This is a genomic window from Bacteroidota bacterium (assembly GCA_017303905.1).
Taxonomy (GTDB): Bacteria; Bacteroidota; Bacteroidia; order B-17B0; family Aurantibacillaceae; genus JAHEYG01.
On record JAFLBH010000001.1, the window covers coordinates 1 to 17132 of the forward strand.

General features: G+C 36.4%; 15 protein-coding genes. 8 read left to right on the top strand and 7 right to left on the bottom strand.

What is annotated here, in order from left to right; genetic code table 11:
- The first annotated feature begins 98 nt into the window (after positions 1–98).
- Positions 99–818: a YdcF family protein gene (locus J0L69_00005; GenBank protein ID MBN8691538.1), complete on the top strand. Its 720-nt coding sequence runs from the start codon at positions 99–101 to the stop codon at positions 816–818.
- Here the strand turns inward: J0L69_00005 and J0L69_00010 are convergent.
- The 3 genes from J0L69_00010 to J0L69_00020 all read right to left on the bottom strand — a co-directional run bounded on the left by J0L69_00010 (position 815) and on the right by J0L69_00020 (position 5001).
- Positions 815–3124, bottom strand: a complete 2310-nt coding sequence (locus J0L69_00010; GenBank protein MBN8691539.1) for a helix-turn-helix domain-containing protein — start codon at positions 3122–3124, stop codon at positions 815–817. The genes J0L69_00005 and J0L69_00010 overlap by 4 nt on opposite strands.
- 121 nt (positions 3125–3245) lie before the next feature.
- Positions 3246–3605 (bottom strand): response regulator, encoded by a 360-nt coding sequence (locus tag J0L69_00015; GenBank protein ID MBN8691540.1) that lies wholly within the window; start codon positions 3603–3605, stop codon positions 3246–3248.
- Positions 3598–5001 carry a PAS domain S-box protein gene (locus J0L69_00020; protein MBN8691541.1) on the bottom strand — a complete coding sequence of 468 codons (1404 nt, stop codon included), beginning with the start codon at positions 4999–5001 and terminating at the stop codon, positions 3598–3600. Before J0L69_00020 ends, J0L69_00015 begins: the two co-directional genes overlap by 8 nt.
- 149 nt (positions 5002–5150) lie before the next feature.
- On the opposite strand from J0L69_00020, the gene J0L69_00025 reads away from it, so the two are divergent.
- Together J0L69_00025 and J0L69_00030 are read left to right on the top strand one after the other, a co-directional pair.
- Complete coding sequence (locus J0L69_00025) at positions 5151–5375, top strand: DUF3820 family protein (protein MBN8691542.1); 225 nt, start codon at positions 5151–5153, stop codon at positions 5373–5375.
- Positions 5375–6136, top strand: a complete 762-nt coding sequence (locus J0L69_00030) for a DUF1295 domain-containing protein (GenBank protein MBN8691543.1) — start codon at positions 5375–5377, stop codon at positions 6134–6136. The genes J0L69_00025 and J0L69_00030 overlap by 1 nt, the downstream gene beginning before the upstream one ends.
- Here the strand turns inward: J0L69_00030 and J0L69_00035 are convergent.
- Positions 6126–8117: a tetratricopeptide repeat protein gene (locus J0L69_00035; protein ID MBN8691544.1), complete on the bottom strand. Its 1992-nt coding sequence runs from the start codon at positions 8115–8117 to the stop codon at positions 6126–6128. The two genes, J0L69_00030 and J0L69_00035, sit on opposite strands and share 11 nt — an antisense overlap.
- Before the next feature lie 165 nt (positions 8118–8282).
- On the opposite strand from J0L69_00035, the gene J0L69_00040 reads away from it, so the two are divergent.
- Both J0L69_00040 and J0L69_00045 read left to right on the top strand, forming a co-directional pair.
- Positions 8283–9686 (top strand): MBL fold metallo-hydrolase, encoded by a 1404-nt coding sequence (locus J0L69_00040; GenBank protein MBN8691545.1) that lies wholly within the window; start codon positions 8283–8285, stop codon positions 9684–9686.
- 115 nt (positions 9687–9801) lie between these two features.
- Positions 9802–10080: a DUF983 domain-containing protein gene (locus J0L69_00045; GenBank protein MBN8691546.1), complete on the top strand. Its 279-nt coding sequence runs from the start codon at positions 9802–9804 to the stop codon at positions 10078–10080.
- Here the strand turns inward: J0L69_00045 and J0L69_00050 are convergent.
- Both J0L69_00050 and cysC read right to left on the bottom strand, forming a co-directional pair.
- The gene (locus J0L69_00050) at positions 10070–11329 is read right to left on the bottom strand and encodes a hypothetical protein (GenBank protein MBN8691547.1); all 1260 of its coding nucleotides are present in this window, start codon (positions 11327–11329) and stop codon (positions 10070–10072) included. The two genes, J0L69_00045 and J0L69_00050, sit on opposite strands and share 11 nt — an antisense overlap.
- Before the next feature lie 33 nt (positions 11330–11362).
- Positions 11363–11893 (bottom strand): adenylyl-sulfate kinase, encoded by a 531-nt coding sequence (gene cysC / locus J0L69_00055; protein ID MBN8691548.1) that lies wholly within the window; start codon positions 11891–11893, stop codon positions 11363–11365.
- A gap of 67 nt (positions 11894–11960) precedes the next feature.
- On the opposite strand from cysC, the gene deoC reads away from it, so the two are divergent.
- Genes deoC through holA form a run of 3 tightly spaced genes read left to right on the top strand, consistent with a single transcriptional unit; the run spans position 11961 to position 15423 of the window.
- Positions 11961–12851 carry a deoxyribose-phosphate aldolase gene (gene deoC / locus J0L69_00060; GenBank protein MBN8691549.1) on the top strand — a complete coding sequence of 297 codons (891 nt, stop codon included), beginning with the start codon at positions 11961–11963 and terminating at the stop codon, positions 12849–12851.
- 37 nt (positions 12852–12888) lie between these two features.
- Entirely contained in the window at positions 12889–14352 is a 1464-nt protein-coding gene (locus J0L69_00065) for an aldehyde dehydrogenase family protein (protein MBN8691550.1), read from the top strand.
- 3 nt (positions 14353–14355) lie between these two features.
- On the top strand, positions 14356–15423 hold the full coding sequence (holA, locus tag J0L69_00070) for a DNA polymerase III subunit delta (GenBank protein ID MBN8691551.1): 1068 nt from the start codon (positions 14356–14358) through the stop codon (positions 15421–15423).
- Here the strand turns inward: holA and J0L69_00075 are convergent.
- Positions 15420–17111, bottom strand: coding sequence for a S41 family peptidase (locus J0L69_00075; GenBank protein ID MBN8691552.1), 1692 nt, complete (start codon positions 17109–17111; stop codon positions 15420–15422). The two genes, holA and J0L69_00075, sit on opposite strands and share 4 nt — an antisense overlap.
- Positions 17112–17132: the final 21 nt, after the last annotated feature.

The window sequence follows — 17132 nt, forward strand, 5'->3', positions numbered from 1 at the left end:
ATCCCAGCGGGATCACAACAGCAGAAATGCTACTTCAGTAATAGCAAAGCCCCTCCACAAGAGGGGCTTTTTGTTTATATTCGCTTTATCAGCCCATCATGAACTTTTGCGCTCTTCATCCTTTAAAACGAATCCTACTATTTTCAATCGCTTTACTTTGGCTTAGCGGATGTAAACTCTATTACAAGAAATTTTACTCCGAGCCGGATGAATGTATGGCAAAAGCTCGCCTCCAAAAACCATACGATGTGATTATTGTTCCGGGATACCCTAGTGATTCGGGAAAGATAAATATTGTTTTAAGTGAACGGCTCCGTTGGGCCGCTTATCTTTATAAAAACGGCTATACTAAAAACATTATTTTTTCCGGTGCTGCAGTTTATACGCCTTATAAAGAAGCTGTTGTTTTAAAACTATATGCCAAACAACTCGGCCTCCCTGAAACTATATTATATACCGAGACCAAAGCCGAACACACCACAGAAAACTTGTACTATAGTTGTTTAATGGCGCAGGAATTGGGCTTTAAAAAAATAGGATTCGCTTCACAAACAGCACACACCAGCTTCATGAAAGCTTTCCCGAAAAGATATGGCCTCACCTGCGATATGTTGCCCGCAATTCTAGATAGTGTCAATACGATTCCACACCAATTTACTACGGTAAATGCGCAAGAGGCATTTGTTGCCGATTTTGTTTTGATTGAAAAAAGACAGTCCAAAATACAACGCTTGAGAGGGACACGCGGACACAGAGTAAAAAAGGAGATTAGAAAAAGGAAACGCGCGCAAAGAAAATCGAAAAACAAAAGCAATTAAGATTCTGATAAAGCGGCAGCCAGCGCGAATTTTATCTCCGTATAAGTGTATTCGTCGCCCAGAGCGTTTTTAATTTCACCCAATTTGTACGTATTCAACTTTTTGGCTACTTCCAGGATGTGACTGGACTTTTCATCACTTACAAATTGCGACGCACTTAAAAAACCCTTTGCTACATATGGAACTAAATGTCCTTCGATGGTACTCAGCGCCATGCCACGCATTTTGGCAATACTTTCCACATCGTGACCATCCTTGAATAAGAGAAAACTTTGCTCTTGCGTTGAGACTTTACTTTCTAATGTTGATTCTTCTTCTTCACTTGATTTTTCCTTTCGCTTTTTTCTTCGTTCTCTGCGTGCCTGCAATTTTTCCTCCCGCTCCATTTCATATTCGGCATCACGTTGTAAACAAGCAGTCAATTTTTGTTCTCTCGCATTAGAATTGACTAAAGCTTTTATTTCTTCTTTCTGTACAGATTTTCCCTCCGGAATATTTTTAGAAAACAAAACGGCCTTCTTTAACTCAACACTCTTGAGAAAGCATACCGCTTCAAGTTCTAATAATTCTTCTAAATACACTTTGATTCTCTTCTCCTTGTTGAGCTCTTTAACTTTATTCAATATTTGCTCTTGCAAATCAGACAAAATCGGTTCAAAATAATTGATGGCGGCTTCTATCCGCTCATTTAATAATTTGAAATCAGGAACACCCGACCCGAGTATAGCATTTATTTGTGTTAAAAATTTACTGCCATTGGTTTGCAAACTTTCTGTCTTATCCTTCAGTTGTAGTGCCCACTCTTTCTGCGGTGTTTTCGCTGATTTCTTTTTATCCTGGTCATAAGAAATGGCATGATTTTGAAACACATTATTTAAATTATAAAAATCAAAGGCCTTGAGTAAAACATCCCGTAAATAATCCGTTTGTGAATTATCGATTTGCCTCACCAATTCTTCCTGATCTTGCTTTGAATCGGAAAACGACTTTACATGCGCATCTGTTTCTATCCCTTTGTAATTAATCCGCTCATTTAATACCAATCCATTTAAACTCCGCAAACGCGACAAAGCCACGTATGCTTGTCCCGGCGCAAAGACCTTATCAATATCAATAATTGCTTTATCAAATGTGAGTCCTTGACTTTTATGAACAGTAATGGCCCAAGCCAACTTTAAAGGATACTGTAGAAACTTACCCACTACCTTTTCGGTAATCTCACCGCTTGTAACATCTAAGGAATATTTAATATTTTGCCATTCATACCTTTCAACTGATATGGGTTTCGTTGAGTCATTACATGCAACCAAAATTTCTTTCTCAGTAAGATTTTCAACCACGCCAATTTTTCCGTTAAAAAACCGCTGCGCACCACTCGGATCATTTTTCACAAACATGACTTGTGCGCCCACTTTTAATTCCATGTTTAATTCAACAGGAAAAGAATTTTCGTTGAAGTCACCCTCAATAATCGCTTTATAAAAATAGGATGAAGATTTTAATTCATTTAAATACTCCTTATTAATCCGATCCGCTTTTATATTATGTGTGGTTAAGGTAATGTAATTCTCTTCCGGCTTTGGCTTAAATCCTTCCTTATAATAAGAGTTCAGTAATGCTATATCATCCACCGTTAACTTATTACTTCGAAGATGATTTAACAGTTGTATGAAGGTTTCATCATCTTGTCTGTAAATTTTGTTTAACTCTACATAAACCGGTTTATATTGTCGCAAAACAAGTGCATCAAAAAAATACGGACTGTTATAATACCTTTGTAATAATTGCCATTCTTCTTCTTTCACTACAGGAGGCAGCTGTAATAAATCACCAATAAACAGAATTTGTAATCCGCCAAAAGGAGAATTATAATTTCTGCGCACACTTCGTAAAATAACATCAATGGCATCCAATAAATCCGAACGAAGCATACTAACTTCATCAATAATCAGTAATTCTATTTCGCGGAGAAGATTCCGTTTTACAGAATTTAACTGCAGCTCCTTTAATAGAGAATTTTTGTCGTTTACTTTTATGTATTGTGACAATCCGCCTGCAGGTAAGGGTCCGGGAACGAAAGCACCAAAAGGAAGTTGGAAAAGTGAATGCAAAGTAACACCACCTGCATTAATCGCAGCAATACCGGTTGGTGCAGCCACCACACATTTCTTGTGCGTACTGCCAACAATATGTTTTAAAAATGTTGTTTTTCCTGTTCCTGCTTTTCCGGTTAAAAAAACATTCTTATTGGTTCGGTTAATAAATGCTGCTGCTATTTCGGCCGGACTCTTCTCTACACTTTCCATAATTAGTGTAAAGGTATAGAATACTTAAGCAGAAATTCCAAATTTTGTTTTTGAAATTTTTATTTATATTGATTAAAATTTTATAGAACTGTTATCGAAAAATAGAGAACTCTTGGTTCAATTATTTATGAATAAAGGTCATTAGGTATTCAAACTCGACCGGCTTACTGAGTAATTCAACATTTTTTATATCATCAATTTCCTTTAATGTACTTTCATAGGAATTACCTGTTGTGAAAATAATTGGGCAATTAACTCCTGACTTTCGAATATTGAACCCTGCTTCAATTCCACTTGTATGATTTTTTAAATGAACATCCAAGATAATTAAATCGGGGTGCCATGAGTTTGCCATAAACTCGGCATCCGGAGCACTTGTTACACTGTGTACTTCAAAACCGCGTTTTTCCAATTGCATTCTTAACACTTTTGCAATCAGCAATTCATCTTCCGCCAAAAGTATTTTCTTGATACTAGCCATTAAGTGGGATACTGATTTTATATTTTGGTGGCGCAAAACTTACCAATTCGATAGAGCCATTTAATTGCTCGGCAAAAGTATGAATTAAAGTAAGTCCTGTAGTATTAGAGTTTTTGAAATCGATGTGATTCGGAAATTCACCCTTGCAATCGCAATATTCCAAATCCAAAAACTGATCACTCACTTTTGAAACTATTGTTGTTTTACCATCGTCGGCATTTTTAAAAGAATGCTTGAATGAATTCATCATTATTTCATTAAGCATTAGACCTAACGGCATCGCGCGCACAATATCCATTTTCACATCCGCTCCCTTAAGTTCAAGTTGAATATTATCATTTACACTTACGTGTTTAAACAGTTCTTTAATATAATCCATTAGGCTAATATCCTGAAACGATTCATTCTTATAAAGCAACTCATGTATTAATGCTGTTGATTTAATGCGTTTACGGCTATAACTTAAAGCTTCACGTGCCTCTGAATTATTGATATTCATCTCTTGCAACTGTAGCATACTTGATACCATCGCCAAATTATTTTTTATGCGGTGATGAATTTCTGCCAATAAAACTTCTTTCTCTTTTAAAGCACGCTTAATTTCCGTTTCTTGTTTTACACGATTCGTTATATCTTTTGAAAATACACTAATTCCGGTTACATTTTTATTTGCATCGAATATTGGATGATAATTTGTTTCATTATACACCAAACCAATGGAAGTATTAAAACTCTGAACCTCGTAATGCGACTCTCCCTTCTCAATTCGTTTATAAATGTTTTTTAAATGTTGATGTGAAGACGGTTCAACGAAGGAGAAAACACTCATTCCAATTTCCGGATCCATTTTATACCCACGATTAACCAACTGTACAAAAACACTATTAAATTCTGTTAGATTATAATTTAAGTCGATGGAGCAAATAATATCGTTTGTATTATTAATAATAGCTTTAAGCTTTTCTCCCTTCTCAAATATTTCAATTTCCTTTAACTTACTATTGGTAATGTTTTCGGCGAGCAACATTAAGCTGGCAACAGAGTTATTGGGTCCCGGTAAAATAGAAATATAGGTGCGATACCAGGCTTTACCTTGCGCTGATTGTCCTACCGATTCAAATACTTGTGTTACATGAGAACGTTTTGCCTCCTCAAATTTTTGACGATATAATTTGGCGTATTCAGGCCACACAAATTCATACACCTCGCGACCAATTACACTTTCCAAAGTAAAACCCGGCTCCAACTTATTAATATATTGAATCCTGTAAGTATCCGGATCAATAACAATTAAAATATGAGGCACCGTTTCGGCAAGTCTGCGAAAATAACTATCGTTAGCCACATACTTAAGGCCTTCCAAGTATTTCTCTATTTCACTCTCTTGCATCAGCATGCTTTTATCAAATTTATAAAAAGCTATAGGCTATACAAGGCTAATTCGACTAATCCGCTATATTATATACTAATTCAATTCATGTCCCTTCCAATAAGCGATTTTGAACGATTAATGCTATATTTAATTTTTATTTCCTAAAATCTAAAATGAATCAGGCACCCGACCCCACTATACTATTAAGTCTTGTAAAAAGCCAAATGCCATTTGGGAAACATAAAGGCAGACTGCTTTGTGATTTACCTGTAAGCTATTTAGAGTGGTTCGCACGCGAAGGATTTCCGCAGGGTAAACTAGGCATGCAATTACAAACTATCTACGAAATTAAACTAAACGGATTAGAAGATTTGCTTAAACCATTGAAGAATAAGTAATGTCAATACAAAACATACTTCAAATTTGCTATATATGGATGGGTATTGCAATTCTGGTACACATCACCATGTTTTTTGTAACGGCGCCCTTCGGAAGACACACCACTACCAAATGGGGATTTAGCATCAATAATAAATTAGGTTGGATTATTATGGAGATGCCATCACTTAGTATTATGATTTACTTTCTAATTTATGGTACTTACTCACTAACTAATTACAGTTGGATTTTATTTTTACTCTGGATTCTTCATTACACGCATCGCACGCTTATTTATCCTTTCCGGATTAAATCAACACCAAAAAAAATGCCACTACTGATTGTTTTAAATGCAATTCTATTTAACTTAATGAATGCGGGACTCAATGGTTATTTTTTAGCGGAACTTTCAGATGGGCTTTATAATGAAAAATGGTTATGCTCATTACATTTTTATTTTGGACTATTCTTATTTATTATTGGTGCGTACATTAATCTTAAATCAGATTCGATTTTAATACACTTAAGAAAACCGGGAGAAACAGGTTATAAAATTCCGGTCGGTTTTTTATTTAAATACATTTCTTCACCCAATCTATTTGGTGAAATAATTGAATGGATTGGCTTTGCCATCATGGCCTGGAATATACCCGCGCTAACATTTGCTGTTTGGACATACGCTAATTTAGTGCCGCGTGCAAAGAACCATCATGATTGGTACAAAAAGCATTTTGAAGATTACCCTGACGAAAGAAAAATTGTGTTCCCCTTTATATTTTAATACCAATTACACAAATATCATCTACTTGCTCAAGAGGTCCTTTCCAATTATCAAACTCTTCTTCCAACTTTGCTTGCTGTTGTTGTAAAGGTAAAACTGAAATGCTTTTCATTAACTCGACTAATTGGTGGTACTTAAATTTTTTACCGCTCGGGCCACCAAACTGATCGGCGTAGCCATCAGTGAAAATGTACACGCAATCATTTGTTTCTAAAGCAATATTATGTGTTGTATAGTCCGACGGATTATCCACTTTACCGATAGCTTGCTTATCGGGTTTAAACTGTAAAATTTCGCCTTTACGCACAATCCAAAGCGGATTATTAGCACCAGCCCATTGCAAGGATTTATTCTTTAAATCGAATAAACACAAACTAATATCCATTCCATCTTTTACATCCGTTTCACTACGTTCAAAAGTTTCCACCACCAATTCACGTGTTTTGTCTAAAACCTTACCCGGTTCAGAAATACTAAACTCATTTACTGCACGATTTAAGGCATTCGAACAAACCACACTCACCATCGCCCCCGGCACTCCATGTCCGGTACAATCCGCGGCAGCAATCATCACTTTACCTTTCAGCGCCTCCATCCAATAAAAATCACCGGCCACAATATCTTTTGGTTTATACAGAATGAAAGAATCCGGCAAATGCTGTGCAATTTCGTGGCGAGGAGGGAGAATAGCCTCCTGTAATCGTTTCGCATAGGAAATAGAAGAAAGTATTTCCTTCTGCTTTTCTTCAATGATAATTTTTTGCTCTTCTGTTTCTTTGTTCTTTGCTTCAATAATATTTTTCTGCTTACGAATAAAACGGAAACGATTATACATCACTCCGCCGGAAATGAGCATTAGTAAAATTCCACCGTACAAAGCTATTTTTTGAATTCTGTCCTTTTCTATCTGTGCTTCCTTAGCAAAAATCAAGGCGTCCTTCATACTTTGTTGCTCCGCGTTTCTTAAACTATCTGCTTCCGCCTTTTTCTCATAATAAAACTGAGCTTCCATTCTTGCAATTTCCGATTCATTCTTCATTTTATTCAAAGAGTCGGTTAACTCCATCGTTAATGAGCCGTATTTGTAAGCTTCTTTATGATTTTGTTTTTTATTGTAAGCGCTTGCCAAATATTTAACCGCCGCTAGGTGCGAATCTAAATCCTCTTGCTCTTTCGCCTCCCGCTCAGCTTGCGAAGCCAATACAATAACTTTTAACCAGTCTTCTGTTTTAATATAAACAGCGGCCAAATCTAATTTACACTTTGTAACCAGAGTAGTAATTTCATTTGCTACCGCAATTTTCAATGCTTTATTCAAATTTAAAATTGCCTCCGAATATTTATTCATATCCGAATACACGCTTCCAATATTGAGATAACCTGATGCTTGTCCGTGATAATCCTTTAAATGCTCATACATCTCAACCGCTTGCTCACCATACAAAAGAGCCTTATCAAACTGTTTCATATTGGTATAAATTACGCAGGTGTTATTTAAACTACTCGCCACACCTTCCAGATTACCCATTTCCTGTACCAGTTTCAAACATTTTAATTGATAGTCGAGCGCCACGTCGAATTTTTGCAATTCAATATAAATACTTCCAATATTTCCCAATGCGCCGGCCATGTTTGATTTATCGCCCAATTGCTCGAAAATCTTCATCCCCTTCTGATAATGCTCTACAGCTTTTGGATAAGCCGAACGAATTTGCAATGCAGCACCCATGGCGTTATAAGCCTTCGCCTCCCACTTTTTATTTTTGGCTTGTTGAGCAAGGTCTCTTTGCATTTCTGCGATCGCGTAAGTTGAATCCGGATTTTCGTACACAAATACCCAAGCGAGATCGTATAGAGTAGCCAAACGAATCGTGTCATGATTTTTTGCATTGTTAACTACTTTCCATAACGAATCAACGTTTTGCGACCTAACGAGAAAAGTCGTTAAATAAAGTGAAATTAAAAGTAGACTCCGAAACATTTAACAAGTAGAGACAGATTACTAATTTAATGATTTTTACCGAATTATGCTTTACTATTTTTCTCTTTTATATATATGATAATCTTAGCTTCCCAATCCATGTAAATAATTGAAACCAATACAAATGATTAAATTTTGTACCTTTAAAAAGTAAAATCATCCTATATGCACATCGAACAAATTTATACCGGTTGCTTAGCGCAAGGTGCTTACTATATACGTTCAGAAAATGAAGCCGCCATTATTGACCCACTTCGCGAAACAAAACCTTATACTTCCCGTGCCGAAAAGGACGGCGTAAAAATTAAATATATTTTTGAAACACACTTTCATGCCGATTTTGTTAGCGGGCATGTAGATTTGGCAAAAAAAACCGGCGCTAAAATTATTTTCGGACCTAACGCTACTACTTCCTACGAAAGTTATGTTGCAAAAGATGGTGAAGAATTTAAAATTGGTAAAATCACCATTAAGGTTTTACACACACCCGGTCATACACTTGAGTCAAGTACATTTTTATTGTTAGATGAAAACAAAAAGCCGCATTGTATTTTTAGCGGTGATACTTTATTTATTGGTGATGTAGGCCGTCCTGATTTAGCTATTAAGAGTGATCTAACTCAGGAAGACCTTGCCGGAATGCTATTTGACAGTCTGAATACAAAAATCAAAACATTACCCGATGACGTGATTGTTTATCCGGCACACGGAGCAGGCTCTGCATGCGGAAAAAACATGAGCAAGGAAACTTTTGATACATTAGGAAATCAGAAACAAAAAAATTATGCCCTTGTAATAAATAACAAGCAAGATTTTATAAAAGAACTAACGACCGGCATATTACCCCCACCTCAATATTTTGCAAAAAATGCCTTTTTGAATAAAACCGGTTACGATGCTTTTGATGTAGTGATCGAAAAAGGCTACACCGCTTTAACACCTCACCAAGTAGAGGATTTTGCAAACGAGGCCAACTCTATGATTTTGGATGTACGCAAACCTCAGGAATTTGCCGCTGGTCACATTCCTAATTCTATTTTCATAGGAATTGATGGGCAATTTGCACCATGGGTTGGTGCCTTAATTACAGATTTAAAACAACCCATAATTCTAATTGCTCCAAGTGGACGTGAAGAGGAAATTATTACGCGATTAAGTCGTGTGGGTTACGATAATTGTTTAGGTTATTTAGACGGAGGAATTGAAGCATGGAAAAATGCGGGCAAGGAAATTTCTACCATTACATCTATCAGTGCTGAAGAATTTTCAAATCGCTTAAAAGATAATGTTCGCGTACTGGATGTACGTAAGCCCGGAGAATATAACAACCAGCATATTGAAAATGTTCCTAATCAACCGTTAGATTATATTAACGAATGGACCAATAACTTTGATAAGAACACAGAATATTACATTCACTGCGCGGGAGGCTACCGCAGTATGATTGCAGCCTCCATTTTAAAAGCAAGAGGTTATGAACGTTTAGTAGATGTAGCCGGCGGATTTTCTGCGATACAAAAAACAAATGTGCCATTAACCTGCGAACAAACTTGCAGTAGCTCTAAATAATTTTATGCTAGAAGGAACCCGATTATACAGCATTCTTTTTAATAAATGCCCGCGATGTCATAAAGGACAATTTTTTAAAACAAATAATCCTTACAATTTAACGTCCTTTTCGGAAATGAATGAACATTGTCCGCATTGCGATGAAAGCTTTGTGCGGGAAACAGGCTTTTACTATGGAGCTATGTACATCAGCTACGGTTTGAACATTGGATTAGGAATAGGCATGTTCTTGCTGATGGTAGTATTATTAGATATAGACGTAGTAACTTATTTGTTTACTTTTCTAAGCGTAAGTTTAGTTTTATTTCCTTGGATCTTCAGAAAATCGAGACTAGTTTGGATAAACTTGTTTGTTGGACACAAACCCGACACTGCTAAAAAAATCAATAGCTAAGACTTGTTTCTTCTTTGAATGGATTTCTTGGTATCCATTCACCCGGCTGAAGAAAATTAATAAAAGGCTTTAAAACAACTTTTGAAACTGTGTTTTGCGGACGCACATAACAGATTAAATCTTGTGCCTTTGCGCCTATCGTACTCTTTATTTCTGCAGCGGTACGACCTAAGTTTAAACGATGCTTTTTTAATTCGATAGCCTGCTTTACAAAATGATAAAGTATGTTTTGATATAACTCATGTTCTTTGTTGAGTTCATAATCAAAACCAATATAGTGAGCTTCCAAACAACCTTCATTTAAATCAATACCCGAGCTAAATGCAACGGGAACGTTATTTAAATAAAATAAAGTGAATATGAATTTATCGCCGAATATTTGTTTGCATTCCGAGAAATAATTCACAGGTAGCTTTACTAATTTAAATTTAGCGTGATTATAAACCTGCTCATACAGAGCGTAAATGGCTTTCTCTTGCTTTTGAATTTCTTCTAAACTGAGTTGCTTTACCTGTAAAACCTCACCACTTTTTAATATGGATTTCGCTCTGTTTCTGTATTTTTTAGAAAACAATCCGATATAATTTTCCAGGGAATTTACCCCGGCAGGAATATCAACAACCATATTAGGCTCCACGCTAAATTCCACAAATTTATCTGTATTAAAAAAACATTTAGGCGCACCTTTTACAGGCGCGTAAAAATCCTTCACCAGAACTGCCGAAATTTTCCCTCTCAATTTTTCACGCTTCCCAATTCTCTCAATCAACTCTTCGATGATTTTAAATTGGTGGGAAATAGACAATTTCTCTTTGAATAGAAACGCATGTTCTCCACTCACTATATTATTTCCGCAGGTTAATAAACGCATCACTACATCATCGCCGCTTTTATCGATATAATGCTCAAATAAACGGGCGCGATGCGATTTAATTTGATTTACTTTTGAATCAAGAATGTCGCCAAAAACAGAAGCTTTAAAATCTATTACCTGAAAATAAGCAATTGCAGCTGGCTTATTGTTATGAAATAAAATAACGAAGCGTGACACAAAATTATTTGAAGGTGTGTTTTCAAGCAAGCCCAAATAATTTAAATCTAAATACAAATTTTTATTTTGTAACACTTCGTTCCAACTATCTACATCCACCTCAGATGCCAAATCATAGGTAATAAAATCGAAGTTCTTTTCAAGTTTCTCGCGCTTATAATGCGACTTTAACTTCTCTATTTGCTTACAAAAAAACATGTTGGAATGATAAAGTTACCAAGTACAGAGGAACTATTTAGTTAAATTTCTTAAAAAAGCGTAAAGCGCCTCAACACTCTGAGCCTCTGTTTGATTAGATGTGTCAATTGTTAAATCGGCCGACTTTGGTGTATCAAAGGGAGCAGAAATTCCGGTAAAATGTGGTATATCGCCTTTTAAGGCTTTCTTGTATAATCCTTTTACATCGCGCTCTTTACACACATCCAGTGAGGTTGAAATATGAATCAATTTAAAATGATTCCCCAATACATTACGTGCAATATCCCTCAAATTTTCGGTGGGTGTAATGAGACTGCATATCACCACAAAATTGTTATTCAACAATAGTTTTGATACCTCTGCCGTACGACGTATATTTTCTAATCTATCTTCCTCCGTAAAACCCAAATTGGAGTTAATCCCGCTTCGTAACACATCTCCATCCAACACTTCACACAAAATTCCTTCACTCTGTAAACGCTTCTCGAGGGCATAGGCAATAGTTGATTTTCCGGCACCCGAAAGGCCCGTCATCCATAATACAATTGGTTTTACCGGCTGCATAATTATTCAATAAATTTAAGCTTATACAAGCAAAAAAAGAATTATTTTTATAGTGAATTGAACAAAAATGGACTTTAACAACTCTCCAAAAATAGATCAGGTCGGAATTGAAGAAAGAGTGGCTCGCTTTAATACCAGAAGCATAAAAAAACAAAGTAAAGTACAAGCGCTCAAACTGGCTTTGAACATGATTGACCTCACTACACTGGAAGGTAAAGATACAGAGGGGAAAGTGATTCAAATGTGTTATAAAGCCATGCACCCGGCAGATGATTTGAAAGATTTACCTACTGTTGCGGCGGTGTGCGTTTACCCGAATTTTGTAAAAACAGCAAAAAAAGCATTAGGAAATTCAGGCGTTAAGGTGGCTTCAGTGGCAACTGCCTTCCCAAGCGGAAATTCAACGCTTGACATCAAGTTGAGTGATACAAAACTAGCCGTAGATGATGGCGCTGATGAAGTTGATATGGTGATTAGTCGCGGTGAATTTTTAAAAGGGAATTACAATTTTGTATATGATGAAATTGCTGCCATTAAAAACGCTTGCGGTAAAGCTCGACTGAAAGTAATTTTAGAAACCGGCGAACTTTCTACATTAGATAATGTACGTAAGGCCTCCGACATTGCTATTGCAGCCGGCGCCGATTTCATCAAAACTTCTACCGGAAAAATTCAGCCTGCAGCTACCATGCCAGTAACGCTAGTGATGTTACAGGCCATCAATGATCATTATCTAAAAACAGGACAAATGATTGGCATGAAACCTGCCGGTGGAATTTCTACAGCAAAAGTAGCTCTGCAATATTTAGTGATGGTTCATGAAACATTAGGAAACAAATGGCTGAATAATGAATGGTTTCGTTTTGGAGCCAGCAGCTTAGCAAATGATATTATTTTACAATTGGGTAAAGAGCAAAAAGGAGTGTATTACAGTAAAGACTATATCAGCAACGATTAATTAATGATCACTCTTCCTTTACCAGAAAATTAACGACATGACTAAAGAAAATAAAACTGAATTCTTCACCGACTGGACTTACGCTCCGTCGCCGGAAAGTACAGATCATATTAAACTGAATAAGCAATACGATTTATTCATCAATGGCAAGTTTGTAAAATCAAACAGTAAAAAATATTTTTCTACAATTAATCCTGCTACCGAAGAGAAATTAGCAGAAGTAGCTTTGGCTGACGAGAAAGATGTAGATGCGGCAGTTAATGCGGCAAAAAATGCTTACGATAAGGTTTGGAAAAAAATGCCGGCCGCTGAACGCGGAAAATATATTTTCAGAATTGCTCGATTATTACAAGAGCGCGCACGTGAGTTTGCAGTAATTGAATCTTTAAATGGAGGTAAACCTATTCGTGAAAGCCGCGATGTGGATGTTCCATTGGCTGCAAATCATTTATTTTATTACGCAGGTTGGGCCGATAAATTAGAATATGCATTCCCCAATAAAAAACCGCAATCTTTAGGTGTCGCCGGACAAATTATTCCTTGGAATTTTCCTTTATTAATGGCCGCGTGGAAAATTGCGCCGGCTTTAGCTACAGGAAATACAGTGGTTTTAAAACCGGCAGAAACAACACCGCTAACTGCACTTAAATTAGCCGAATTAATTCGTGACAGCGGATTACCGGACGGTGTGGTGAATATTGTAACCGGATTTGGAAACACCGGCGCCGCCATTGTAAATCACCCTAAAGTAAATAAGATTGCCTTTACCGGAAGTACGGATGTTGGAAAAATAATTCAGAAATCAATTGCGGGTACCAATAAAAAAGTTACTCTCGAATTAGGCGGTAAAGCAGCGAATATTATTTTTGATGATGCGCCCATCGATCAGGCGGTTGAAGGAATCATTAATGGCATTTTCTTTAATCAAGGGCATGTATGCTGCGCAGGTTCACGTTTGTTTGTACAAGAAAATGTGGCTGACGTGGTAATTGCAAAACTGAAACAACGTCTTGAAACTTTAATTGTAGGAAATCCTCTTGATAAAAACACGGATATTGGAGCCATTAATTCACGCGAACAATTACAAAAAATTAATGATTACATAAAAATTGGAATTGACGAAGGTGCGGAAATGTATCAGAGTTCATGCAACATTCCTTCAAAAGGATTTTTCTGTAAGCCTACACTCTTTCTTCATACATCGCAATCACACCGTATCGTTCAGGAAGAAATCTTTGGTCCGGTTTTAGCTATTCAAACTTTCCGTACGATTGAAGAAGTGATTGAAAAAGCGAATAACATTCCTTATGGTTTAAGCGCAGGCGTTTGGACCGATAAAGGTTCTAAAATATTTAATCTCACCACAAAATTACGTGCAGGTGTTGTGTGGGCGAATACGTATAACAAGTTTGATCCGGCCTCACCATTTGGTGGTTATAAGGAAAGTGGTTTTGGAAGAGAAGGCGGCTTGCATGGTTTAATGCCTTATTTGCAGTTTTAAATTATGTCGAAGGAATTTAATCAGGTTATGTTGGATATAAATCGCAGGTTATTTAAACCTGTGTATTTTCTTTGCGGAGAAGAGCCTTTTTATATTGACCAAATTTCAGACAAGCTTGAAAAAACAGTTTTAGATGAAGGTGAAAGAGAATTCAATCAGACTGTTGTATATGGAAAAGATACGGATTTAGCTTCTATATTATCGCTTGCGAAACAATTCCCCATGATGAGCGAATATCAAGTGGTGATTGTAAAGGAAGCACAAAACATTAAAGAATTAAATAAGAGTGCCGGCGACGATGAAGATGAAGGAAAATCATCCGCATCCAAATCAAATGCCGCAGCTCAATTTTTGCACTATGTTCAAAATCCGCAACCAACTACTATTTTAGTTTTTTGTTACAAGTATAAAACATTAGATAAACGTAGTGCCATCGCAAAGGCTATTCAGAAAAATGCCGTCTATTTAGAATTCAAACCACTTTACGACAACCAACTTCCCGACTGGATTAATTCACATATTAAAGAAAAAAAATACAGCATTAATCCGAAAGCTACTTTTTTATTGGCAGAATCACTTGGTAATGATTTATCGAAAATTGTCAATGAAATAGAAAAGCTCACCATCAATTTAAAAGAAGGCGGTGAAATTACTGCCGAAATGGTGCAGGATAATATCGGCATTAGTAAAGAGTATAACATCTTTGAATTTCAAGATGCTTTAGCGAAGAAAGATATTTTAAAAGCTAATCGTATCATTAATTATTTTGCGTCCAATGAAAAAGAGCATCATCCGGTTATGATTCTTGGTTCATTGTATGGTTACTTCACTAAAATTTTACGCTATCATTTCTTAGCCGATAAAAGCAAATTTGCCGCGGCACAAGCTTTGGGTGTAAATCCATTCTTTGTTGACGGCTACGCAAAAGCTGCTGCTAATTATAATACCGGAAAATTAAAAACGATTTTCACTCTTTTAAAAGAATGTGATTTAAAAACCAAAGGTGTTAACAATGGCGGGACCTCCAATGGCGAATTATTGAAAGAATTAGTTTTTAGAATTCTACACTAGAATTTTTTACGCGGATTAAACGGACGAGTTGCTTTCTCTTTTAACGTTAGAATGCCCTTATACTTTCCTTCATTACTCAATAATTCCTGCGCGGCTTTCAATTCAATATCTGTTTTCATGTTATGTTCTATGCGGCCATTCATATAAAAATAACGCGAAATAATTTCCTCTTCTAAATATTGTTTGATCTCAGATTTAAATTTACTTAAGTCGTCCTTTTTATCGGCTTGCATTTTTGCCACTAAAGCATCATAATCGGATTTGATATTTTGATAATAGCTTTCTTCTTCCGATTGCTTTTTTAATTCTTCCAAAGCCCGCTCACTGTCGGTTTTATAACTCACATCTTTATCTTTTAAATAGTCTACAAACGAAGCATATTCCTGATCGCTAAGTTGAAAATCCTTCACCGAATTAATTTTCCCATGATTTAACACATATTGAGTTGCATAATTAAAAAAGTGATTCTTATTGATTAAGGTCAATGTGATATGATTCAATTTTTGCTGTTCCATAATAACATCCGGCATAATTCCTGCGCCATCGTACACAATCCGTCCGCCTTTTGTTTTAAATGCAGTGATTAAGGAATCAGGCACTTTTTCTACGCGACCATCTTCATCCTTGTGTGTATAATCCAAAGCTTGAATACATCTTCCGCTCGGAATGTAATACTTAGCTACCGTTACCTTCAGCTTTGCATTATAGGTTAAATCGCGGGTCTGCTGAACCAATCCTTTTCCAAATGAACGCTGACCAACAATGGCAGCACGATCTAAATCTTGTAAGGCGCCGGCTACAATTTCAGCTGCAGAAGCTGAGTTCTCATCTATCAAAACAACAAGTGGCATGATTGTATCTACAGGAGGATTAACGGAAATATAGGTTTTATCCCAATCAGACACTTTACCTTTTGTAGAAACAACTTCGCGACCCTTATCGACAAATAAATTCACAATATTCACAGCTTCCAGCATTAAGCCGCCGGGGTTACCACGCATATCAAGAATTAATGATTTACAATTTCTTTCTTTTAATTTAGTGAGAGCGTCTTTCACCATAACGCTGCAATTTTCGGTGAACTGAATTAATTTAATATAGCCCGTTTTATTATCAATCATTCCTGAATAAGGAACAGGTTTAAGTTTAATCTCTTCACGCATTAAATTAATTTCCACCGGTGAAGTTTGCCCCGGATGAATAACTTTAATTTTAAGTGGTGATCCGGCCTGCCCTTTTAAGAGCGGACTTACATCATCTGACTTTTTACCCTTTACATTTTGTCCGTTGATTTCAACTATTTCATCACCGGCAATTACTCCGTTACGCTGTGCTGAAAAACCTTCGTATATATCGTAAATCATGATTTTACCATCTACATCACCTACCCGCGCTCCTACTCCACCGTATTCACCGGTAGTCATAATCATGAAGTCCTCTAAATCATTCTCTGTAATATAATTGGTGTAAGGATCCAGCGACTCAAGCATCCCGTCAATTGCAGTCTTCATTAATTGACCGGGTTTTGTCTCATCTACATAGGATTCGTTAAGAACACGATAAAGGTTATTAAAAATATCGAGGTTCTTCGATACTTCAAACAAATCGGTTTTAATAAAGCCCAACGATAATACACCTACGATTGCAAAAACAAGGATGTAACGCTTTTTATTGACTGATGACTGCATGCCTATCTAATTATATAATTA